This is a genomic window from Ruegeria sp. HKCCD6604 (assembly GCF_013110635.1).
Classification (GTDB): domain Bacteria; phylum Pseudomonadota; class Alphaproteobacteria; order Rhodobacterales; family Rhodobacteraceae; genus Ruegeria.
The window spans coordinates 650,437-670,444 of record NZ_WVQW01000001.1 but is presented as its reverse complement, the minus strand read 5'-3'; the positions used below and the strand labels follow the sequence as shown (position 1 = coordinate 670,444).

Sequence of the window (20,008 nt, the reverse complement as noted above, 5' to 3'; positions counted from 1 at the left end):
ACCTGCGGGATGTTCGTCGGGACCCGCATGTTCGTGCGTCGAAGTCAGCACAACCCTCCTCGTGCGCCGAAACAGGCACAACCTTCGATAAGTTGTGATCTTGCGATATGAGCTGTTGATTATTTCAACGATCCCACTTAACCGACGGGGCGCTATCGATGGGGGACCCATGACCGACAAGAACTATGAAGCGCGTCACCTGGAAACACTCGACCGGGATTTGCGGCGCTTTTCACGCCTAGAAATGGCGACCGCACAGGCTGGACGGCCCTTTGTGGGCTCAGGGATTGCCCTGGCATTCATTGTCACCGCAGGCCTTGTGGCCGCTTTTCTGTTCGGGCAGGGCAACAACGCGCTTGTCGTCGTGATCGCGGCGATGTTCGGGGCCTATATGGCGCTGAATATCGGGGCCAATGACGTCGCCAACAACATGGCCCCTGCGGTGGGGGCGAATGCGCTGACCATGGGCGGTGCCATCGCGATTGCCGCCATTTTTGAAAGCGCCGGGGCGCTCATTGCCGGGGGCGATGTCGTGTCGACCATCGCCAAGGGAATTATTGCGCCGGAAAGCATGGGAACGGCCAACGTCTTCATTTGGGCGATGATGGCGGCGCTGCTGTCCTCGGCGCTTTGGGTCAATCTGGCCACATGGGTCGGCGCGCCGGTTTCCACCACGCATTCGGTTGTGGGCGGCGTCATGGGGGCAGGGATCGCCGCGGCTGGGTTCGGCGCCGTAAGCTGGGGTACCATGAGCAAAATCGCCGCCAGTTGGGTGATCTCGCCACTTCTGGGAGGCTTGGTCGCAGCCGGTTTCCTGTGGTTCATCAAGGCCAGGATCATCTATCAGGAAGACAAGATCGCCGCGGCCCGCAAATGGGTGCCGATGCTGGTCGGGATCATGGCGGGCGCCTTTGCATCTTATCTGGCGCTCAAGGGCCTCAAGAAGATCATCAAGATCGATCTCGGGACGGCGTTGCTGATCGGTGCGGCGTGTGGAGGGCTGATCTGGGCAGTGATGATCCCGGTGATCCGCCGCCAGTCCGAAGGGCTTGAGAACCGCAATAAATCGCTGAAGATTCTGTTTGGAATTCCACTGATCGTCTCTGCAGCGCTGCTGAGCTTTGCGCATGGCGCAAATGACGTTGCCAACGCGGTGGGGCCGTTGGCCGCGATTGTGCAGGCTTCTGCCTCGGGCGATTTCACTCATGCCGTCAGCATTCCCCATTGGGTCATGGTCATCGGTGCGTTCGGGATATCGTTCGGCCTGTTCCTGTTTGGTCCGAAACTGATCCGCATGGTCGGCAGCCAGATCACCAAGCTCAACCCGATGCGGGCCTATTGCGTCGCCCTGTCGGCCGCGATCACTGTGATCGTTGCAAGCTGGCTGGGCCTGCCTGTCAGTTCCACCCATATCGCGGTTGGCGCTGTATTCGGGGTCGGGTTCTTCCGGGAATGGGATGCCGAGCGGAGGCTGAAACGCGCAAGGCTGGCCTTTCCCGAACGCCCCCGCGTCGCGCCGGAAGAACGCCGCCGCCGCAAGCTGGTTCGCCGGTCGCATTTCCTGACCATCGTTGCCGCGTGGGTTATCACTGTTCCCGCAGCAGCAATGCTGGCAGCGATCCTGTTTCTTGGGATTCAGGTGATTGCCGGGTAAACTCTGGCGCTGACCTCAACGGGTCAGCGCTTTCATTCCCTGTTCCAGCCCTGCCAGGGTCATCGGCACCATGTGGCCTTCGAAGATTTCCTGAATCATGCCGATGGAATGGGTGTATTCCCAATATTTCTCGGGCACGGGATTGATCCACAGGTTCGACGCCCATTGATCCCGCGCCCGATGCAGCCAGACTTGCCCGGCCTCGGCGTTCCAATGCTCGTTGGCGCCGCCGGGATAGGCGATCTCATATGGGCTCATCGAGGCGTCGCCGACGAAGATGCATTTGTAGTCGGGCCCATAGGTGCGCAACACTTCATGCGTGGGCGTCTGCTGGTCCCAGCGGCGGCGATTGTCACGCCAGACGCCTTCGTAAAGGCAATTGTGGAAATAATAATATTCCAGATGCTTGAACTCGGACCGTGCGGCTGAAAACAGCTCTTCCACCACTTTGATATGCGGGTCCATTGAACCGCCAACATCCAGGAACAGCAGGACCTTGACCGCGTTGTGACGTTCGGGGCGGGTCTTGACGTCCAGATAGCCGTGTTCGGCCGTGGCGCGAATGGTGCCGTCCAGATCCAGTTCTTCCGCAGCACCTTCGCGCGCCCAGCGGCGCAGGCGTTTCAGGGCAACCTTGATGTTGCGCGTGCCCAGTTCAACCGTGTCGTCCAGGTTTCTGAATTCGCGCTTGTCCCAAACCTTGACCGCGCGCTGGTGGCGGCTTTCCTTTTGGCCGATGCGCACGCCTTCGGGGTTGTAGCCATAGGCCCCGAAAGGAGAGGTCCCGGCCGTGCCGATCCACTTGTTGCCGCCCTGATGGCGGCCTTGTTGTTCCTTGAGACGCTCGCGCAGCGTGTCCATCAGCTTGTCGAAACCGCCAAGCGCCTCGATCTCGGCTTTTTCTTCATCCGACAGGTGCTTTTCGGCCATTTTGGCCAGCCAGTCGCCAGGGATGTCAACGGCTTCCAGAACCTGATCGAAGCTGATCTCGTTCAGTCCTTCGAAACTGGCGGCAAAGGCGCGGTCGAACTTGTCGATGTTGCGTTCGTCCTTCACCATCGACACGCGCGCGAGATAGTAGAACGCCTCGACATCATAGGTGGCCAGACCCTTTTTCATGCCTTCCAGAAAAGTCAGATACTCCCGCAGCGATACCGGGATGCCAGCTTTGCGAAGGTTTTCGAAAAAGGGCAGGAACATCGTGTCAGCCCACCAAACGCACCAGAACCAACGAGATCACCAGACCCACCAGCGCAAAGGCAATGCCGTATCCGGCGGCATATTGCGCCATGTCGGCCCGATTGCCGCTGCGCTTTTTCGCGGCCAGTGCGCCCAAGGTCGCACCCAGTGCCGCCATTCCCAGAACTACCAACATATGTGTGTCATCCGTCTTTCGTGCCATCCGTGTTTCTTCGGCCATTGCCCCGCGACAATGACTGGGCCACCAGATCCGAACCAAACCCGTACCGCGCCCATCCCAGGCTGTCCAGCCTGACGGCACGTGCCTGCTGTATCTGCCCCGCCTGTTTCAGCGCTTCTGATTTCAGCAACAACAACGTGGCCAGCAGAGACGCATTTTCAGCCCGTGTCATGACATCGATGGCCCTGTCCAGTTCAGGCAGAACACTGGGCCCCTTGTCCTGTGCCAGCGCAAATGCCGCAGTTTGCGTGGTGACATAGGCCTGATGCACCTCTGTGCCGGGCGTGGCCTTCAGAAATTGCTGCGCAATCTGAAACTGGCGCTGAGCTTCGTTGGGGTCCCGGAATTGTTCCATCCGGCCCATCAGATAATGGGGATAGGCGCGGCGGTGATCTGTCCATCCCTGTTGCTGCCCGATCCGTGCCGCCTTTCGCGCCGCGCGCATCTGTCTGGGCGAACCCGACCCCGGCCCCAGTGATTTCTGAATCGCGTCAATCCACTCGCGCGGCGTATCCGTGAAGGGTTGAACGGGCACCCTGTCCCCGCGCGGGTTCATCCGGCTGAGAACCCCCGGGATGACCGCGGCGACCTGATCGCGGGTCATGCCAGTGCGCAGTTCCGGCGCATAAGCAGCCCGCAGGATCAGCATGTCAAACCCGGTCAGAACCGTATGGATATTGTCGTCGTTGAACACCGAATCCGGCAGGTGATACAGATCGTTCAGCGGACCAAGCGCTTGTGCCAGTTCTTCATGCAGGCAATCACGTATTTCCTGCGGACTGACGTCGTATGGGATGAAAATCCCAAGCCGTTCGCGTTTGCGCAGTTCAGTCCAGCTGCTTTTGATTTTTCGGCGGTCACGGCGATATTCTTCAAGGCTCGAGGAGTTGGGGACGACGAAACAGGCCGCATTGGGCAGAATGCGCAGAATGTCTTTCTGGCTGACGGCTTCGATGGTGATATTGGCCTGTCCTTCGTCGATCTGTCGGATGTTGATCCCGGCCTCGCGCTTCAGACGGTTTAGCAACCGGGTCAGATCCTGCTGCATGCTTGCGGTCGGCGATCCGGTCAGACGGACAGTGACCGGGGTCTCAAAACGCGTGAAAACGGGCAGGGCGGCGCCGCTTTCCAGTTCGAAATGCAGGGACAGGAAGTCAGAGGCGATGTTTGTGTTGGACCTAGCAGGCGGCGAAGGACGTGCCGTTGAAAAAGACTTGGCAGGCGGCAGGCTTGCTTCGACGACCGTGACCTGATCGGGCAGCTCGATCGTTTCAACCGTCGCGCAGCCAGCAACAACCAGTGCCAGAAAAAGGGCACTCAATCGCTTCATGAGCGGGCGTACTTGATGAACGGTGTCAGTGTGCCGATGCGATCATACAGTTTCCGCGCGGTTTGGTTGAATTCCTGGGTCAGCCAATAGACCGACGGTGCGCCCTGACGATCTGCCTCATCATAGACCGCCTGGATCAAGGCCCGGCCAACGCCTGCCCCCCGTGCCTCGGGTCGCGCGAACAGGTCTTGCAGGTAACAGACCTTTTCCACTTTCCAAGCGTGGCGATGAAACAGATAATGTGTCAGTCCGGCCAGGGCGCCATTCTGCTCGGCAACGAAGCAGGAAAAATCCTGCGGGTCGTCGCCCAGCAGTCTGGAAAAGGTTGTTTCGTATACATCATCGGGCAGGGCAGTTTCATAAAATGCCAGATAGTCCCGCCACATGTCGGCCCATTGGCTTTTGTCCTCGGCACGCAGGGTGCGGATTGTCAGTGCGTTCGCCACGCGATTCATCCGATTCTGTGGGCGGCGAAGCTCTGTTTCGCCAGATGGGCCGATGCTGGCATCCGGGCCGTCCCAAGGCAAGCCATGATCACCGACCGGTCCCCCTCCGGCTATCGTTTGCCGCGTGCCATAAAGGCCAGACGTTCGAACAGATGCACGTCCTGTTCGTTCTTCAGCAACGCGCCATGCAGTTTCGGAAGCGCATCTGCGCCGCCGCGCTTGAGGTCTTCGGCACTCAGGTCCTCGGCCAGCAGCAGCTTCAGCCAATCCAGCACTTCCGATGTTGACGGCTTTTTCTTGAGCCCCTGCGTCTCGCGGATTTCATAGAACTGGGTCAGGGCGGTGGTCAGCAGCGCATCCTTGATGCCGGGGTGATGAACCTCGACGATGCGGCGCATCGTGGCCTCGTCCGGGAAGCGGATGTAGTGAAAGAAACAGCGGCGCAGAAACGCGTCCGGCAGTTCCTTTTCATTGTTCGAGGTGATGATGACGATAGGGCGGTTTTTGGCCCGGATCGTTTCCCCTGTCTCGTAGACATGGAACTCCATCTTGTCGAGTTCCTGCAAAAGGTCGTTTGGAAACTCGATATCGGCCTTGTCGATCTCATCGATCAGCAGAACGACCTTTTCGTCGGCCTCGAAGGCCTGCCACAGCTTGCCCTTGCGTATATAGTTCGACACGTCATGCACGCGTTCCTCACCCAACTGGCTGTCCCGCAGGCGGCTGACCGCGTCATATTCATACAGGCCCTGCTGCGCGCGGGTGGTGGATTTCACATTCCACTCAATCATCCTCAGCCCCAGTGCGCCGGCCACCTGTTTGGCCAGCTCTGTTTTGCCGGTGCCGGGCTCGCCCTTGACCAGCAATGGGCGTTCAAGTGTGACGGCGGCGTTCACGGCAATCGTCAGATCGTCAGTGGCGACATATTCGGCTGTACCTTGAAAGCGTGCGGTCATGGGCCTCTCGTGTGGTTTTTCGTGATCCGTGGGCAGGTTGTGTTGTCCGGGTTACAGACGGTCAATGATTTTGACAACCCGCGTCCCTGCGTCGGTTGAGGCGATTTTTGCAGGAACTCCAAGCCCTTTTGGTTGATTCGTGCGCGCGAATGTACCCTGCCAATTGACACCTGCCTCAAAAAGGCCTGCTAAATTTCATAGAAAAACAGGGTTTTGTTGTTGTTTGTCTCATATTTAGACAAAACAGCACGAGGGCGTGCTGAAGCAACGTTTGTGTAGTGACAATCCCACGCCCGTCGGCTAAACGCTGCGCAGAAGGGGGTGCCAAATGTCAGGTGAAACATCCGCGACCGACGTTTCTGGCCATACCGAGGGAGCAAATATGAAACAGGAAGTTTTTCTGCCGGAGGATTACCGCCCGGCCGAAGATGAACCTTTCATGAATGAACGTCAGCTTGAATATTTCCGCCGCAAGCTGTTGGATTGGAAGAATGAGCTTTTGGCGGGCAGCCGCGATACGATCGAAGGGCTGCAAGACAACACCCGAAACATCCCGGATGTCGCAGACCGCGCGAGCGAGGAGACCGATCGCGCTCTGGAGCTGCGGACTCGCGACCGCCAGCGCAAGCTGGTTGCCAAGATTGACGCAGCCCTGCGCAGGATTGAAGAAGGTGAATACGGCTACTGCGAAAAGACGGGCGATCCGATTTCGCTGAAACGCCTGGATGCACGTCCGATTGCAACCATGACGCTGGAGGCGCAAGAGCGCCACGAGCGCCGCGAAAAGGTCCACCGCGACGATTGATCGCCGGGTGCAACTGAAAAATTTCGAACGCCGGGGCCTGTGGCTCTGGCGTTTCTGCGTTATGCGAGGGGCATGAAGATCAATCGGTTGAATTTCTGTGTAATTGGCGGCGGCATCGGCGGTCTCGCGACTGCGTTGGCGCTGCGGCAACACGGGGCGCAGGTCACCCTGCTGGAGCAAGCCCCGGCATTGACCGAGGTTGGCGCGGGTCTGCAGATCAGTGCAAACGGGATGTGCGTGTTGCGCGCCCTTGGGGTGGAGGATCTGTCTGCGGGCCAGAAGTCGCACGGTACGATCTTGCGCGACTACCGCAAAGGCCGCGTTGTCAGCCGGCTTCCGGGGCCTTCGGCTGGCCCGACCTATTATTTTCACCGTGCCGATCTGTTGAATCTGCTGCATTCTGCGGCCCGCGAGGCCGGTGTGGATGTCCGTCTGGGGGCCAAGGTGTACTACGTGCAGAAACACCCCAACGAAGCCGAAATTCTGTTGGCGGGCGGCGAACTGCTGCGCGCCGAATGCGTCATCGCCGCCGACGGTGGCCGAAGCACGATTCGCCCGGCTCTGAACGGGCCCGAGACACCCGCGTTCACGCACCAGGTCGCCTGGCGCGCCACCATTCCCTGGCGACCGGATTCAGGCGTGGTGACGGCATCCCTGACCATGGGGCCGGGTCGGCATGTCGTAACCTATCCTTTACGCGATCAAAGCGTGATGAACATCGTTGCGGTCGAGGAACGCTCGGACTGGCGGGAAGAGGGATGGAAGCTGAAGGGTGATCCGGACGAGCTGCGCGCACGTTTTTCAGGGTTCGGCGGTCCGGTAGGTGAGATTCTGTCAAAGGTCTCGGATGTGAATCTGTGGGCCCTGTTCCTGCGCCCGGTCGCAGAAAAATGGCAGAACGGTCGTCTGGCATTGCTGGGGGACGCGGCGCATCCGACCTTGCCGTTCATGGCGCAAGGCGCCTGCCTGGCGCTGGAAGATGCCTGGACGCTTGCACGATCATTCGACGAACACTCGGGCGTCACCAGCGCGCTTGCCGCCTACGAGCAAACGCGCAGGCCAAGGGCAGAAAGCGTGGTTGCCGCGGCGGGGTCGAACGCACGCAATTTCCACCTGTCAGGCCCCGTCCGTTTGGCGGCCCAATGTGCGCTTATGGCCATAGGGGGGAAATTGTCACGCCGCTACGAATGGATATACAGCTACGACGTCACGGCCTGAACCGCTAAATATCCAGATCGACCCAGACAGGCACGTGATCCGAGGGTTTTTCATGCCCGCGCACGGCGGCATCAATCTGGCAATCCCGCATTAGATCTGCCGCTTGCGGGGTCAGCAGAAAGTGATCGATGCGAATTCCGTCGTTCCGGTTCCAGGCCCCGGCCTGGTAGTCCCAGAATGAATAGTGCCCCGCGCTTTGGGTGGTGGCCCGGAACGCTTCGGTGAAGCCCAGATTCAGGATCTTGCGGAATGCGGCGCGGCTTTCGGGGCGGAACAATGCATCGTCGCGCCATGCTTCGGGGCGTTTGGCGTCTTCCGCCTGCGGGATGATGTTGTAATCCCCCGCCATCAACGCGGGTTCTTCGGTTGCCAGCAAATCACGGGCACGGTCATATAGCCGTTCCATCCATGCCAGTTTGTAATCGTATTTCGGGCCGGGTGCCGGATTGCCATTGGGCAGGTACAACCCACAGATCCGAAGAGCCTTTTTGCCAACGACGGTGGCTTCTATCCAGCGGGCCTGTTCATCCGCGTCATCGCCGGGAAGGCCGCGGGATACATCCTCGAGGGGAAGCTTCGACAAGATTGCAACGCCGTTGAAGCTTTTTTGTCCGTGGGTTTCCACGTTGAACCCACGCTCTTCGAATATCTCGCGCGGGAAGTTTTCATCGACCGACTTGATCTCTTGCAACAGCACAACGTCCGGCTGCGCTTCGTCCAGCCAACGGGGCAGGGCTTCGACCCGCGCTTTGATGCCGTTGATGTTGAACGTGGCGATTTTCATGCGCGATCCTCCGAATACTTGGCGCAACCTATCGCGCAGAACGGGCCCAACGGCAAGGCGGAGATCGTATTTGCGAGGCTCTGCCTCGCGCTCCGGGATATTTTTGGCCAGATGAAGAAACGGATTATTAACCGAATTTCTTCAAGCTGAAGTTGCGGGACAGGCGGGGACGCCGATGACCGCGCCAGGTGAAGCCCTCTGGTCTTTCGGTCAGAGGGCGGACTCCTGCTTCATCTGGCTGAAAATATCCTGGGGGTGTGGGGGCAAAGCCCCCACGGTTACATCGAAAAAGATGTGCCACAACCACAGGAAGAGGTGGCGTTGGGGTTGTCGATCACAAATCGCGCGCCAATCAGTTCCTGGGTGAAGTCGATAACCGCGTTTTCCAGAAAGGGCAGCGAAATGGCGTCAACAATGACTTTTTGCCCTTTGCCTTCAAGGACCAGATCATCTTCTTTTGGCGTATCCAAAGCGATTTCGTATTGAAACCCTGAGCAACCGCCGCCTTCCACTGCGACGCGCAGTGCCTGACCCTGATCCGCCGCGCCGATTTCTGCGAGGCGTTCAAAGGCGCGATCCGTGACTGTTGGGGGCAGATTCATGCCGGTCTCCAAAGGTTTCCTTCCGTTACGCCATACAATATAGAAAGTGCAAGGACAGGCGACAAGGACGGGCCATTTGGACAGAGCTAGTTTTGCCTCGGATCCGGACCGCACCAGGGGACGGCTCGTAGCCGAGGAGGAAAGCAGTTTCCGATCATGCTTTCAGCGCGACCGGGACAGGATCATTCACGCCAGTGCCTTTCGGCGCCTCAAACACAAGACGCAAGTTTTCGTTGAGCATGAGGGCGATAGCTACCGCACCCGCCTGACCCATTCCATCGAGGTGGCGCAGGTGGCCCGGACCATTGCCGGTGCCCTGGGCCTGAACCCAGAGCTGACCGAAGCCGTGGCCCTGGCGCATGATTTGGGGCACACGCCCTTTGGACATACCGGCGAAGACGCGCTGCACGCGTTGATGAAGCCCTATGGTGGCTTTGATCACAACGCGCAGGCCATTCGGATCGTCACAAAGCTGGAGCGCCACTATGCAGAATTCGATGGGTGCAACCTGACCTGGGAATGTCTGGAAGGGATAGCCAAGCACAATGGGCCGGTTGAGGGCGATCTGCCCTGGGCATTGGCCGAGTGCGATCAGGAGTTTGATCTTGAATTGCACACCCATGCCAGCGCGGAAGCGCAAGTTGCCGCCCTTTCTGATGACATAGCTTACAACAATCACGATCTTCTGGACGGGTTGCGCGCAGGGTTGTTCACGGATGACGATTTGCAGGACCTGCCGATTGTCGGGGTCTGTTACGCCGAGGTGGATGCCAGATACCCAGGGCTGGATTCCTATCGCCGACGTCACGAAGCGCTCAGGCGGGTTTTCGGGGTCATGGTGGCGGATGTCATCAACACTTCGAACGATCTCATTGCTGTGTCTGGCGCGCAGTCCGTCGAAGAAATCCGACATCTTGGGTATCCTGTCATCCAGTTCTCGGATGAAGTTTGGGCGCAACTGCGTGAAATCAGGTCGTTTCTGTTCACACGGATGTATCGCGCACCCAGGGTGATGTCAGTGCGGGCAGAGGTGGCAAAGATCGTGGAAGATCTGTTTCCGATCTACATGAACGATCCCAGGCAAATGCCTGTGCGCTGGCACGATGACATTGAAGCTGCCAGGGACGACACAGCCTTGGCCCGCATCGTTTCCGATTACATTGCGGGCATGACCGACCGATTTGCCTTGCAGGACCATGCGCGGCTGACGGGCTGATCACTCCACGGCTATGTAAGCGATGGCCCAGACTTGCTGAGCGGCTTGTTTAGCGGACTGTTCGGCGTTCTTCGTTGGTGGGAACACGATCATCGTCGGGCCGTAACCTCCGATCCCCATCGGTGCGCCATCAGCATGCGTTGCAACGATCGGTTTGTGCGTGGCGATACTGTCCCACTCGATTTCAGCCTGATACCCATCCAGCGCCATGGGAAGAGCGGTTTTCCCCTCGGCCCCCGCCAATGTCATGACCTCTGCCAAAAGCGGACCTGAAAACCTGTATTCCCGCTCATTGCCCGGAGGACCATAGGGGATCGTGATCTCGAACTGCTCCGGCCCGTCCAGCATGGCTGCGTCAAAACCAGCCGCGCCGTCATGCGTCACCTCCAGATAACCCAGCAGACCGCCGTCATTCTCACCCCGCGCAGGCAGGTTTGTTTCGCTGACCGCGCCGCCCAGCGTCAGCAGCACATGGCCTTTGGGCTGTGGCAGGTCGGCCAGCACAGGCAGGGCAGTGGACAAAAGCAAGGCAAAGGACAAGGCGCGGTGCATCAACGGTCTCCGGTAGCGGCGTACAGGCCCGAGATTAGCGAGATGTTTCGCCAAACCAAGCTTAAACATTAGGCGTCCATTGACCTTGCCGGTTTGCGTGGTAAACCCCGCGACAAGCAAAAGGACATCCGAAATGAACCTGTTTTCCGAGATCCGCGGCCTTGTACTGGACGCGCTGGCGCAGATGCAGTCCGAAGGCGCATTGCCCGAGGGGCTGAGCTTTGACAACGTGGCGGTCGAGCCTCCGCGCGATGCGGCCCATGGGGACATGGCAACCAACGCCGCGATGGTGCTTGCGAAACCGGCCGGGATGAAGCCGCGCGACATTGCGGATGTGCTGGCCGGGAAACTGGCGGCGGATGACCGGATCACAAGCGCCGAAGTGGCGGGGCCCGGTTTCCTGAACCTGCGTCTTGCGCCGTCCGTCTGGCAAGGCGTGTTGGCGGCGGTGCTGGAAAAAGGCACCGATTTCGGGCGCTCGACCATGGGGCGGGGGCAGAAGGTCAATGTCGAGTATGTCTCGGCCAACCCGACCGGTCCGCTGCATGTGGGCCATACGCGGGGTGCGGTGTTCGGGGACGCGTTGGCAAGCCTGCTGGCCTATTCCGGACATGATGTGACCCGCGAGTATTATATCAACGACGGTGGCGCGCAGGTGGATGTCCTGGCGCGTTCGGCCTATGAGCGCTATCGCGAGGCCAACGGGTTGAGCCCCGAGATTGCCGAGGGGCTGTATCCCGGTGACTATCTGATCCCGATTGGCGAGGCGCTGAAAGAGAAATATGGCGACAGCCTCATCGACAAACCGGAAAGCGAATGGCTGGAAGAGCTGCGCGAGTTTTCGACCGACGCGATGATGGACCTGATCCGCGCCGACCTGAAGGCGCTGGGCGTAGAGATGGATGTTTTCTTCTCGGAAAAATCGCTCTATGGCACAGGCCGGATCGAGGCCGCGCTGCAATCGCTGACTGAAAAGGGCCTGATCTATGAAGGCGTGCTGGAGCCGCCAAAAGGCAAAAAGCCCGAAGACTGGGAGCCGCGCGAACAGACCTTGTTCAAATCCACCGAACATGGCGATGACGTCGACCGCCCGGTCAAGAAGTCGGACGGCAGCTGGACCTATTTCGCCCCCGATATCGCCTATCATTATGACAAGGTGAGCCGTGGCTTTGACGCGCTGATCGACGTGTTCGGGGCGGATCATGGCGGCTATGTCAAGCGGATGAAGGCGGCCGTGTCGGCCCTGTCCGATGGCAAGGTGCCGCTGGATATCAAGCTGACGCAGCTGGTGAAACTGTGGAAAAATGGCGAGCCGTTCAAGATGTCGAAACGGGCCGGGAACTTTGTCACCCTGCGGGATGTGGTCGATCAGGTTGGCCCGGATGTGACGCGTTTCGTGATGCTGACCCGCAAGAACGACGCGCCGCTGGATTTCGATTTCGACAAAGTGCTGGAACAGAGCCGCGAGAACCCCGTGTTCTACGTGCAATACGCCCATGCCCGGGTGATGAGCGTGCTGCGCCGTGCCGCCGAGGCGGGAATCGACGCCACCGACGACACGTTACGCGGGGCCGATCTGGCGTCGCTGGACCACCCCGCCGAACTGACGGTTGCCAAGAAGCTGGCGGAATGGCCACGCCTGGTCGAGATCGCTGCGCGGACCAACGAACCGCACCGTGTCGCCTTCTATCTGTATGAACTTGCAGGGGATTTTCACGCTTTGTGGAACAAGGGCAATGACGAAACCCAGCTGCGTTTCATTCAGGATGGCGATGTTGCCACAAGCCAGTCGAAAATTGCGCTGGCCCGGGCCGTTTCTGTTGTGATTTCAGCGGGCTTGGGTATTCTTGGCGTCACCCCGGCGCAGGAGATGCGGTAACAAATATCGCCCGAACCGCCGGTACGAGGTAGGCAAGAAATGACCCGCGCGCCTTATTTTCGGGCGCGAAGCGGGCAGTGAGGCGGACATGGCGAGTTACGATTACTCGGGGCACCAAAGCCCCGGGCAGAATGATTACCCGAATCAAGCGCATTTCGAGGATGCGTATGACTATCCCGACGAGATGCAGGATTACGACGCGCCGCGCGGCGCGTTCGGACTGGGGCGGGCCGTCAATTTCCTGGGGGCTGTCGCATCGTTGGCACTGGTCGCCGGCGTCGGAATCTGGGGATACAAGCTTGTCATGCGGGATGTCAGCGGCGTGCCGGTCGTGCGGGCAGCCGAAGGGCCGATGCGGGTGCAGCCCGAAAACCCGGGCGGAACACCAGCCGATCATCAGGGCTTGGCCGTCAATGCCGTGGCAGCCAAGGGCAGTGCTGCCGCCCCGGCGGATCGTCTGATTCTTGCGCCGCGGCCGGTCTCGTTGACGGATGAAGACGTACCCGCCGCAGATCTGAAGCCGACACCGGCGCTGCATGTTGTGGAAAAGCCGATTTCAACCCAGGAAGCCGCTCGATTGCGCCAGAACGCGGTGGATGCGCTGGTTGCGGAATTGGCTGGTGAAGCAGCCAAAACGCAGCAAAACGCCGAGGATGGCGTGCAGCTGGCATCGCTGACCACCCCCGAGGAAGAACCCGCAATTGACCCGGCCGATTTCGCAGCCGCCTTGCCGGACCCGGCCATTGCCGCGCTGCCGGGTGTGCGCCGGTCCTTGCGCCCCTTGACCCGCCCGGCACGCACCTCACGCAGCCGGGTTTCGCCAAGCGAGAATTCCGAAGACGCTATCAATGCCGCGGTGAAGGCTTCGGTTGGGTTGGATGTTGATCCTGATACGCTGGCGAAAGGCACGCGTCTGGCGCAGCTTGGGGCCTATGACAGCGTTCAGGTGGCGCAAACGGAATGGGATCGCCTGAACGGAAGGTTCGGCGAATATATGGCAGGAAAACAGCGCGTTATCCAGAAGACCTCAAGCGGTGGGCGCACCTTTTACCGCCTGCGCGTGCTGGGCTTTGAAGACCTGAGCGACTCGCGCCAGTTTTGTGCCGCGCTTGTTGCGCAAGGGGCTGATTGTATCCCGGTGGCCGTCAGGTGAAGTACGGTGCCACGATCACCGATGCAGAGGGCCTGCGCCTGACGCAACAGGAAAAAGACTTGTTTCGGCAGATGAACCCGTTCGGGTTCATTCTGTTCGCCCGCAACATCGAACACGCGGATCAGGCGCGCGCCTTGTGTGATGATTTCCGCGAGGCAGTCGGGCGTAATTGCCCGATCACCATCGATCAGGAAGGTGGGCGCGTGCAGCGCCTGCGGGCGCCGCTGGCCCGCGAATGGCTGCCTCCGTTGGATCACGTAGCCAATGCCGCCGAGCAGGCCGAGCGCGCCATGTATCTGAGGTACCGCCTGATTGCCGATGAATTGTTTGGTCTGGGCATCGACAGCAACTGTGCGCCCATGGTGGATGTCGCGCGCCCCGAGACGCACAAGTTCCTGATGAACCGCTGTTATGACGCTGATCCTGAACGCGTTTCCAGAATTGGCAAAGCCGTGGCGCAGGGCCATTTGGATGGCGGAGTGCTGCCAGTGCTCAAACATATTCCGGGCCATGGACGTGCCACGTTGGACAGCCACCATGACTTGCCGCATGTGGATCTGCCCCTGGATGAGCTTGAGCGCAGCGATTTCGTGCCGTTCCGGGCCTTGAACGACCTGCCGATGGGGATGACTGCGCATTTGGTCTATGACCGGATTGACCCGCAGCCTGCCACCATCTCGGCAACCATGATGGATGTGATCCGCGACAGGATTGGCTTCGGCGGGCTGATCATGACCGATGACATCGGGATGAAGGCGCTCAGCGGAACGCCTGCTGAGGTGTCGCGGCAAGCCATAAGCGCGGGCTGTGACGTCGTTCTGCACTGCAACGGAAGCTTTGCCGAGCGCGCCGAAGTGCTGGAAGCTGCCGGGGAGATGTCCGATGTGGCACAGGCCCGCGCAGAACGGGCGCTGGCGATGCGCAAAGCTCCGCAGGAACTTGACATCCCTGCCGCCGAGGCGGAACTATCTGCCCTAATGGGCGGGCAGGTATATGAACGATAATCTTTTCAGCGAAGATCCTGTCTCGGTCGCGGATCGTCTTGCGGCCGAAGCGCTGATTGTTGATGTCGATGGGTTCGAAGGCCCGCTGGACGTTCTTTTGACCCTGTCGCGCACGCAGAAGGTTGATCTGAGGAAAATTTCCGTACTCGCGCTGGCGCAGCAATACCTGGCCTTTGTCGAAAAGGCGCGTGCGTTGCGCATTGAACTGGCCGCCGACTATCTGGTGATGGCGGCCTGGCTGGCCTTTTTGAAATCCCGCCTGCTGTTGCCGCCAGACCCCGAAGACGAGGGACCTTCGGGTGAGGAACTGGCCGCACATCTGGCGTTTCAATTGGAACGCTTGCAGGCGATGCGCGACGCTGCGGCACGATTGATGGCGCGCGATCAGCTGGGGCGAGATTTCTTCAAACGCGGGCAGGGCGAAGATATCACCCGGATCCGCACCGTCACCTATTCCGCCACGCTACTGGATCTGATGCAGGGCTATGCCCGCATCCGCACCCGTGATGAATTCCGCCCGTTTGTGATGGACCGCGATTCGGTATTCACCATGGAACAGGCACTGGAACGGATGCGACCGCTGATCGGGTTTGCCGGGACATGGACCGACATGGAAACTTACCTGCCCGATGGCTGGGATTCCGACCCGGTACGGCGCAGGTCGGCAACGGCGGCGACCTTTGCGGCCTCGCTGGAACTGGTGAAAGAAGGACATATGGAAATCAAGCAGAGCGAGACATTCGCTCCGATCCAATTGCGCAAGAGGACCGAAACACGTGACTGATGCCCCAGAAGAGACCGGTACGCTGTTCGAGGCCCCTCCGCTGGCAGAGCAGGAGCGTATGGTCGAAGCCGTTCTGTTCGCCAGCGCCGAGCCGGTGACGATTGCGGATCTTGAGGCGCGGATGCCCCATGGAAGCGATGCGGCGCAAGCGGTTGAATTGCTTCAGAAACGGTATGAGGGGCGTGGCGTGCGCGTTGTGCGCGTGGGGGATGCCTGGGCCATCCGTACGGCCCCTGATCTGGGCTTTCTGATGCAGAAGGAAACGGTCGAGACCCGCAAGCTCAGCCGCGCTGCGATCGAAACTCTGGCCATCGTGGCCTATCACCAACCCTGCACACGGGCCGAGATCGAGGAAATCCGGGGCGTGTCCGTCTCGCGCGGGACCATCGATCAGTTGCTTGAGATGGAGTGGATCAAGCTGGGCCGCCGCCGCATGACGCCGGGTCGTCCGGTGACGTTTGTGGTAACGCCTGAGTTTCTGGATCATTTTGGTCTGGAAAACGCGCGCGACCTGCCGGGCCTGAAAGAGCTGCGCGCCGCGGGATTGTTGGAGAATCGGCCTCCTCCGGGTGCGATCCCTTTGGGGGAAGGGCGCGAGGACGAAGTTGACGAAGACCAGAGCGAGTTGTTCGATGAAGAGTGATCGAACAGCCCTTTTGTTGCCGCATAAAGCGCCTATCTTTGTGCGTGAGGACACGGAGTTGAGCGATGAATGCAAACCGGATCATCGACATGATTGTGCGTCAGGTCATGCGCCGTCTGGTCAACAAAGGTGTGAACAAGGGTATCGATCTGGCCAGCCGAAAGGAGGGCGGACCCGGCATATCGAATGGGCCCGAAAAAACCAGCGCACCGCGACATGCGCAGAACCTCAGGCAGGCACAGCGCGTGACCCGTCAAATGCGCCGGTTCATGAAGTTCTAGGGGTCAGCTTGCGGCTTTGAAGTGCTTTGACAGTTTCAGGCCCTGACCCTGATAGTTCGAGGCAATGCCCGCACCATAAAGCTGGGTCGGCATTTCAGCCATTTTCTCATAGACCAGACGTCCGACGACCTGTCCGTGTTCCAGCACGAATGGCGCTTCGTGGCAGCGTACCTCAAGCACGCCACGGGAACCGGCCCCCCCGGCAGCGGCATGACCAAAACCGGGATCGAAGAAGCCTGCATAGTGCACTCTGAACTCACCGACCATCGCCAGATAAGGCGCCATTTCAGCCGCGTACATCGGTGGAATATGCACCGCCTCGCGGCTGACAAGGATATAGAACGCGCCGGGGTCCAGGATGATGCAACCATCCTTGGTGCGTACCTCTTCCCAATAGTCCTGCGGATCGTATTCACCGATTCGATCCAGATCGATCACCCCGGTATGAGGTTTGGCGCGATAGCCCACCAGATCGGTATCGGGCAGTTGCAGGTCGACCGAAAAGCCCAGACCGTCCTGAATGACGGCAGGTCCGTCCACAAGCGGAGATTCGGCATGCAAGGACCTCAGTTCCGCATCGGACAACACGGCCTGACCCTGGCGGAAACGGATCTGGTTCAAACGCATCCCGGGACGAACCAGAACCGAGAACGAGCGCGGGCAGATTTCGGCAAAAAGCGGGCCTGTGTAACCTGCGGGCACCCGGTCGAACTCGGTACCGCCATCGGTGATCGTCCGCGTCAGAAGGTCCAGTCGCCCGGTCGAGCTTTTGGCGTTGGCCACGGCGCTCATGCTGTCGGGCAGCGCAAGCGATTCCATCAGGGGCACCAGATAGACGCAGCCCTTTTCCAGAACCGCGCCATCCGAGATATCGATGCGGTGCATCTCAAACTCGGTCAAGCGATCCGTGACAGTCCGGCCTTCGCCCGCAAGAAACGAGGCGCGTACACGGTAAGCCACTGTTCCCAGTCGCAAATCAAGGCTGGCAGGTTGAATCTGGGCAGGCAGAACCTCTGGTTCGGCGGTGATCTCACCGCGCGCGATCATCGCCTCTAGCTGTTGGTTCGGGCAAACACCTGTCATCTCGATCCCCTCTGGTGCCAGAGCGGGATCTGGCCTGTATGCCATAAACGTCGGTGTAATTTGGTCGGGCTAGCAGGACTCGAACCTGCGACCTTCCGTCCCCCAGACGGACGCGCTACCAGGCTGCGCCATAGCCCGACGTTGGGGTGTTCATAAAGATTTTCCCGGCAGGGGCAAGAGGAAATCAATGCCTTTTGTCCTAACCCGCCGCCTGTGTTTCAACCCGGTCCAGCCATCGGCGCAGATCTTTCGCAATCGGAGCGATGCGCCGCAGCAGGTCATCATCAAAATCTGTCTGATTCCACGCAAGCGACGCGATTCCCCCCATCAAGGGCGCAGCATCCAGTTCGGGCTCTGGCACGGGCGGTGATGCGTCAGAGGCGCGTGCGTTTGTCTGCGCATCGTCCTTGTCGGTTGGCTGGATCGGGTCGCGCAGATCCATGCGAATCTGTTCCGTGGCGGGGGCAGGCTTTGGTTCGAACGGCACCACGGTGTCCTGGGCAGGCGCAATTGGGGCTGGGCCGGGATCGTCCAGGGAAGGGGACAGCGCCGCGACATGCGCGACGCCTTGTTCGCGCAGGATACGCTGGACACCTTTGATCGTGATTCCGTCTTCGTGCAGCAGTTTTTTGATCCCGCCCAAAAGACGCATGTCATTTGGGCGATAATACCTGCGTCCACCTGCGCGTTTGACGGGCTTTACCTGCGTGAACCGGCTTTCCCAGAACCGCAGAACATGAGCCTGAACACCGAGCCAGTCCGCAACTTCGCTTATGGTGCGAAAGGCATCGGGGGACTTACTCATAACCTGGACGTCCTGAACTTACTTGCGGTTCCCGGCTGCGACGCGATCTTTCATCAGATGCGACGGGCGGAAAGTCAGCACACGGCGCGGCTGAATCGGGACTTCTTCGCCGGTTTTGGGGTTGCGACCGACACGGGCGGTCTTGTCGCGAACACTGAAGGTACCGAAAGACGAGATCTTCACCTGTTCACCACGCACCAAGGCGTCGGACATGTGGTTCAGAACGCTTTCAACCAGCTGCGCACTTTCGTTTCGTGACAGACCTACCTCACGAAAGACAGCTTCGCTCAGGTCCATTCGAGTCAGTGTTTTGTCGCCCATGCTAATTCCCCTGTTGCTATCGAAGCATATGGGTATGGCAAATTCGCTGTCAATATCAATGAATTGCGGGCGGCTGTGTAAGCCGGTTTGCGCCGGTTACCAGCGCAGAACCACTGCGCCCCATGCCAGACCACCGCCAATGGCTTCGGTCACGATCAGATCACCCGGCTTGATCTGTCCGCGCTGCTTGCCCACGGACAGGGCCAATGGGATGGATGCGGCCGACGTGTTTCCGTGATCCTGAACGGTCACAACCACGTTTTCCATCGGCAGGTTCATTTTCTTGGCGGTGCCCTGAATGATACGGATGTTGGCCTGATGCGGCACGATCCAATCCACGTCCGAGCTGCTCAGCCCCGCTCGTTCCAATGCTGTTTCCGCTGTTTTCGTAAGCTTTTCAACGGCATGACGGAAAACCTGATTGCCCTGCATACGCAGATGCCCGGTTGATTGGGTCGAAACGCCGCCATCGACATATAGAAGATCCTTGTAGCGCCCGTCCGAATTCAGGTCGGTTGCCAGAATACCGCGGTCCTCGGCGGTGCCTGTGCCCTCTTGAGCCTCCAGCACCACTGCACCGGCGCCATCGCCGAAAAGAACGCAGGTGGACCGATCGGTCCAATCCATGATCCGTGAGAAAGTCTCGGCCCCGATCACCAGCACGCGTTTGGCCTGACCGGAAACAATCAGCGCATTTGCGTTGGACAGTGCAAAAACGAATCCGGCGCAAACAGCCTGCACGTCAAAGGCAAAACCCTTGGTCATGCCCAGCCGCGCCTGAACCATGGTGGCGGCCGAAGGAAAGGTCAGATCCGCCGTTGAAGTCGCCAGTACGATTGCGTCAATATCATCCGCCGTCAGGCCCGCGTCGGCCAGCGCGGCCTGGGCGGCGTTGGTGGCCAGATCGGATGTCGTCTCGTCCTCGGCTGCAAAATGGCGGCGTTCGATCCCCGAGCGGGTCTTTATCCATTCGTCGGTCGTGTCCAGGGTTTTTTCAAACTCGGAATTGGGAACAACGCGTTCAGGCAAATAATGCCCGACACCTACTACAACTGAACGGCCTGCCATTTTC

The 20,008-nt window shown here is 59.6% G+C and carries 22 protein-coding genes and 1 tRNA gene; 10 read left to right on the top strand and 13 right to left on the bottom strand.

What is annotated here, in order from left to right; translation table 11 throughout:
- Window positions 1-169: 169 nt before the first annotated feature.
- On the top strand, window positions 170-1,654 hold the full coding sequence (locus GS614_RS03340; RefSeq protein WP_171115489.1) for an inorganic phosphate transporter: 1,485 nt from the start codon (window positions 170-172) through the stop codon (window positions 1,652-1,654).
- 15 nt (window positions 1,655-1,669) lie between these two features.
- Here the strand turns inward: GS614_RS03340 and GS614_RS03335 are convergent, their stop codons facing one another.
- The 5 genes from GS614_RS03335 to GS614_RS03315 form a co-directional block, all read right to left on the bottom strand.
- Window positions 1,670-2,854 (bottom strand): VWA domain-containing protein, encoded by a 1,185-nt coding sequence (locus GS614_RS03335; protein ID WP_171167723.1) that lies wholly within the window; start codon window positions 2,852-2,854, stop codon window positions 1,670-1,672.
- A gap of 4 nt (window positions 2,855-2,858) precedes the next feature.
- The gene (locus GS614_RS03330; RefSeq protein WP_171613446.1) at window positions 2,859-3,056 is read right to left on the bottom strand and encodes a hypothetical protein; all 198 of its coding nucleotides are present in this window, start codon (window positions 3,054-3,056) and stop codon (window positions 2,859-2,861) included.
- Window positions 3,037-4,404 carry a DUF2927 domain-containing protein gene (locus GS614_RS03325; RefSeq protein ID WP_171725505.1) on the bottom strand — a complete coding sequence of 456 codons (1,368 nt, stop codon included), beginning with the start codon at window positions 4,402-4,404 and terminating at the stop codon, window positions 3,037-3,039. The genes GS614_RS03330 and GS614_RS03325 overlap by 20 nt, the downstream gene beginning before the upstream one ends.
- Complete coding sequence (locus tag GS614_RS03320) at window positions 4,401-4,790, bottom strand: N-acetyltransferase family protein (protein WP_371809385.1); 390 nt, start codon at window positions 4,788-4,790, stop codon at window positions 4,401-4,403. The genes GS614_RS03325 and GS614_RS03320 overlap by 4 nt, the downstream gene beginning before the upstream one ends.
- Window positions 4,791-4,960: 170 nt before the next feature.
- A complete protein-coding gene (locus tag GS614_RS03315) occupies window positions 4,961-5,806 on the bottom strand; it encodes a MoxR family ATPase (RefSeq protein WP_152458249.1) in 846 nt (281 codons plus the stop codon).
- Window positions 5,807-6,188: 382 nt separating this feature from the next.
- On the opposite strand from GS614_RS03315, the gene dksA reads away from it, so the two are divergent.
- Together dksA and GS614_RS03305 are read left to right on the top strand one after the other, a co-directional pair.
- Entirely contained in the window at window positions 6,189-6,611 is a 423-nt protein-coding gene (dksA, locus tag GS614_RS03310; protein ID WP_171167736.1) for an RNA polymerase-binding protein DksA, read from the top strand.
- Between the two features lie 72 nt (window positions 6,612-6,683).
- Window positions 6,684-7,829: an FAD-dependent oxidoreductase gene (locus GS614_RS03305; protein WP_171725503.1), complete on the top strand. Its 1,146-nt coding sequence runs from the start codon at window positions 6,684-6,686 to the stop codon at window positions 7,827-7,829.
- Between the two features lie 4 nt (window positions 7,830-7,833).
- On the opposite strand, the gene xth is transcribed toward GS614_RS03305, so the two are convergent.
- Window positions 7,834-8,613, bottom strand: coding sequence for an exodeoxyribonuclease III (xth, locus tag GS614_RS03300; protein ID WP_171614269.1), 780 nt, complete (start codon window positions 8,611-8,613; stop codon window positions 7,834-7,836).
- A gap of 278 nt (window positions 8,614-8,891) precedes the next feature.
- Window positions 8,892-9,215 carry an iron-sulfur cluster assembly accessory protein gene (locus GS614_RS03295; RefSeq protein ID WP_152458245.1) on the bottom strand — a complete coding sequence of 108 codons (324 nt, stop codon included), beginning with the start codon at window positions 9,213-9,215 and terminating at the stop codon, window positions 8,892-8,894.
- 76 nt (window positions 9,216-9,291) lie between these two features.
- Between GS614_RS03295 and GS614_RS03290 the strand changes: the two genes are divergently transcribed.
- Window positions 9,292-10,431, top strand: coding sequence for a deoxyguanosinetriphosphate triphosphohydrolase (locus tag GS614_RS03290; RefSeq protein WP_171328100.1), 1,140 nt, complete (start codon window positions 9,292-9,294; stop codon window positions 10,429-10,431).
- On the opposite strand, the gene GS614_RS03285 is transcribed toward GS614_RS03290, so the two are convergent.
- Window positions 10,432-10,983 carry a hypothetical protein gene (locus GS614_RS03285; RefSeq protein ID WP_171725502.1) on the bottom strand — a complete coding sequence of 184 codons (552 nt, stop codon included), beginning with the start codon at window positions 10,981-10,983 and terminating at the stop codon, window positions 10,432-10,434.
- A gap of 133 nt (window positions 10,984-11,116) precedes the next feature.
- Here GS614_RS03285 and argS point away from each other — a divergent pair, with 133 nt between their 5' ends.
- The 6 genes from argS to GS614_RS03255 all read left to right on the top strand — a co-directional run bounded on the left by argS (window position 11,117) and on the right by GS614_RS03255 (window position 16,727).
- A complete protein-coding gene (argS, locus tag GS614_RS03280) occupies window positions 11,117-12,862 on the top strand; it encodes an arginine--tRNA ligase (RefSeq protein WP_171725501.1) in 1,746 nt (581 codons plus the stop codon).
- Between the two features lie 88 nt (window positions 12,863-12,950).
- Window positions 12,951-14,015, top strand: a complete 1,065-nt coding sequence (locus GS614_RS03275) for an SPOR domain-containing protein (protein ID WP_171725500.1) — start codon at window positions 12,951-12,953, stop codon at window positions 14,013-14,015.
- Window positions 14,012-15,019: a beta-N-acetylhexosaminidase gene (nagZ, locus tag GS614_RS03270; RefSeq protein WP_171725499.1), complete on the top strand. Its 1,008-nt coding sequence runs from the start codon at window positions 14,012-14,014 to the stop codon at window positions 15,017-15,019. The genes GS614_RS03275 and nagZ overlap by 4 nt, the downstream gene beginning before the upstream one ends.
- Window positions 15,009-15,803 carry a ScpA family protein gene (locus tag GS614_RS03265; RefSeq protein ID WP_152458239.1) on the top strand — a complete coding sequence of 265 codons (795 nt, stop codon included), beginning with the start codon at window positions 15,009-15,011 and terminating at the stop codon, window positions 15,801-15,803. Before nagZ ends, GS614_RS03265 begins: the two co-directional genes overlap by 11 nt.
- On the top strand, window positions 15,796-16,446 hold the full coding sequence (gene scpB / locus GS614_RS03260; protein WP_171231481.1) for an SMC-Scp complex subunit ScpB: 651 nt from the start codon (window positions 15,796-15,798) through the stop codon (window positions 16,444-16,446). Before GS614_RS03265 ends, scpB begins: the two co-directional genes overlap by 8 nt.
- Window positions 16,447-16,511: 65 nt before the next feature.
- Window positions 16,512-16,727 carry a hypothetical protein gene (locus GS614_RS03255; RefSeq protein ID WP_171204906.1) on the top strand — a complete coding sequence of 72 codons (216 nt, stop codon included), beginning with the start codon at window positions 16,512-16,514 and terminating at the stop codon, window positions 16,725-16,727.
- 3 nt (window positions 16,728-16,730) lie between these two features.
- On the opposite strand, the gene GS614_RS03250 is transcribed toward GS614_RS03255, so the two are convergent.
- From GS614_RS03250 to GS614_RS03230, 5 genes are all read right to left on the bottom strand, one after another.
- Complete coding sequence (locus GS614_RS03250; protein ID WP_171232026.1) at window positions 16,731-17,810, bottom strand: 2'-deoxycytidine 5'-triphosphate deaminase; 1,080 nt, start codon at window positions 17,808-17,810, stop codon at window positions 16,731-16,733.
- A gap of 61 nt (window positions 17,811-17,871) precedes the next feature.
- Window positions 17,872-17,948, bottom strand: a tRNA-Pro gene (locus tag GS614_RS03245).
- Between the two features lie 61 nt (window positions 17,949-18,009).
- On the bottom strand, window positions 18,010-18,615 hold the full coding sequence (locus tag GS614_RS03240; RefSeq protein WP_171725498.1) for a MerR family transcriptional regulator: 606 nt from the start codon (window positions 18,613-18,615) through the stop codon (window positions 18,010-18,012).
- Between the two features lie 18 nt (window positions 18,616-18,633).
- Complete coding sequence (gene ihfA, locus GS614_RS03235; protein WP_152458234.1) at window positions 18,634-18,936, bottom strand: integration host factor subunit alpha; 303 nt, start codon at window positions 18,934-18,936, stop codon at window positions 18,634-18,636.
- Between the two features lie 96 nt (window positions 18,937-19,032).
- A complete protein-coding gene (locus GS614_RS03230) occupies window positions 19,033-20,004 on the bottom strand; it encodes a beta-ketoacyl-ACP synthase III (RefSeq protein WP_171614255.1) in 972 nt (323 codons plus the stop codon).
- Window positions 20,005-20,008 lie beyond the last annotated feature (4 nt).

Coding starts and splice junctions, on each gene's coding strand:
- GS614_RS03340 (WP_171115489.1), top strand. CDS start 170: ATGACCGACAAGAACTATGAAGCGCGTCACCTGGAAACACTCGACCGG.
- GS614_RS03335 (WP_171167723.1), bottom strand. CDS start 2,854: ATGTTCCTGCCCTTTTTCGAAAACCTTCGCAAAGCTGGCATCCCGGTA.
- GS614_RS03330 (WP_171613446.1), bottom strand. CDS start 3,056: ATGGCACGAAAGACGGATGACACACATATGTTGGTAGTTCTGGGAATG.
- GS614_RS03325 (WP_171725505.1), bottom strand. CDS start 4,404: ATGAAGCGATTGAGTGCCCTTTTTCTGGCACTGGTTGTTGCTGGCTGC.
- GS614_RS03320 (WP_371809385.1), bottom strand. CDS start 4,790: ATGTGGCGGGACTATCTGGCATTTTATGAAACTGCCCTGCCCGATGAT.
- GS614_RS03315 (WP_152458249.1), bottom strand. CDS start 5,806: ATGACCGCACGCTTTCAAGGTACAGCCGAATATGTCGCCACTGACGAT.
- dksA (WP_171167736.1), top strand. CDS start 6,189: ATGAAACAGGAAGTTTTTCTGCCGGAGGATTACCGCCCGGCCGAAGAT.
- GS614_RS03305 (WP_171725503.1), top strand. CDS start 6,684: ATGAAGATCAATCGGTTGAATTTCTGTGTAATTGGCGGCGGCATCGGC.
- xth (WP_171614269.1), bottom strand. CDS start 8,613: ATGAAAATCGCCACGTTCAACATCAACGGCATCAAAGCGCGGGTCGAA.
- GS614_RS03295 (WP_152458245.1), bottom strand. CDS start 9,215: ATGAATCTGCCCCCAACAGTCACGGATCGCGCCTTTGAACGCCTCGCA.
- GS614_RS03285 (WP_171725502.1), bottom strand. CDS start 10,983: ATGCACCGCGCCTTGTCCTTTGCCTTGCTTTTGTCCACTGCCCTGCCT.
- argS (WP_171725501.1), top strand. CDS start 11,117: ATGAACCTGTTTTCCGAGATCCGCGGCCTTGTACTGGACGCGCTGGCG.
- GS614_RS03275 (WP_171725500.1), top strand. CDS start 12,951: ATGGCGAGTTACGATTACTCGGGGCACCAAAGCCCCGGGCAGAATGAT.
- GS614_RS03265 (WP_152458239.1), top strand. CDS start 15,009: ATGAACGATAATCTTTTCAGCGAAGATCCTGTCTCGGTCGCGGATCGT.
- GS614_RS03255 (WP_171204906.1), top strand. CDS start 16,512: ATGAATGCAAACCGGATCATCGACATGATTGTGCGTCAGGTCATGCGC.
- GS614_RS03250 (WP_171232026.1), bottom strand. CDS start 17,810: ATGACAGGTGTTTGCCCGAACCAACAGCTAGAGGCGATGATCGCGCGC.
- GS614_RS03240 (WP_171725498.1), bottom strand. CDS start 18,615: ATGAGTAAGTCCCCCGATGCCTTTCGCACCATAAGCGAAGTTGCGGAC.
- ihfA (WP_152458234.1), bottom strand. CDS start 18,936: ATGGGCGACAAAACACTGACTCGAATGGACCTGAGCGAAGCTGTCTTT.
- GS614_RS03230 (WP_171614255.1), bottom strand. CDS start 20,004: ATGGCAGGCCGTTCAGTTGTAGTAGGTGTCGGGCATTATTTGCCTGAA.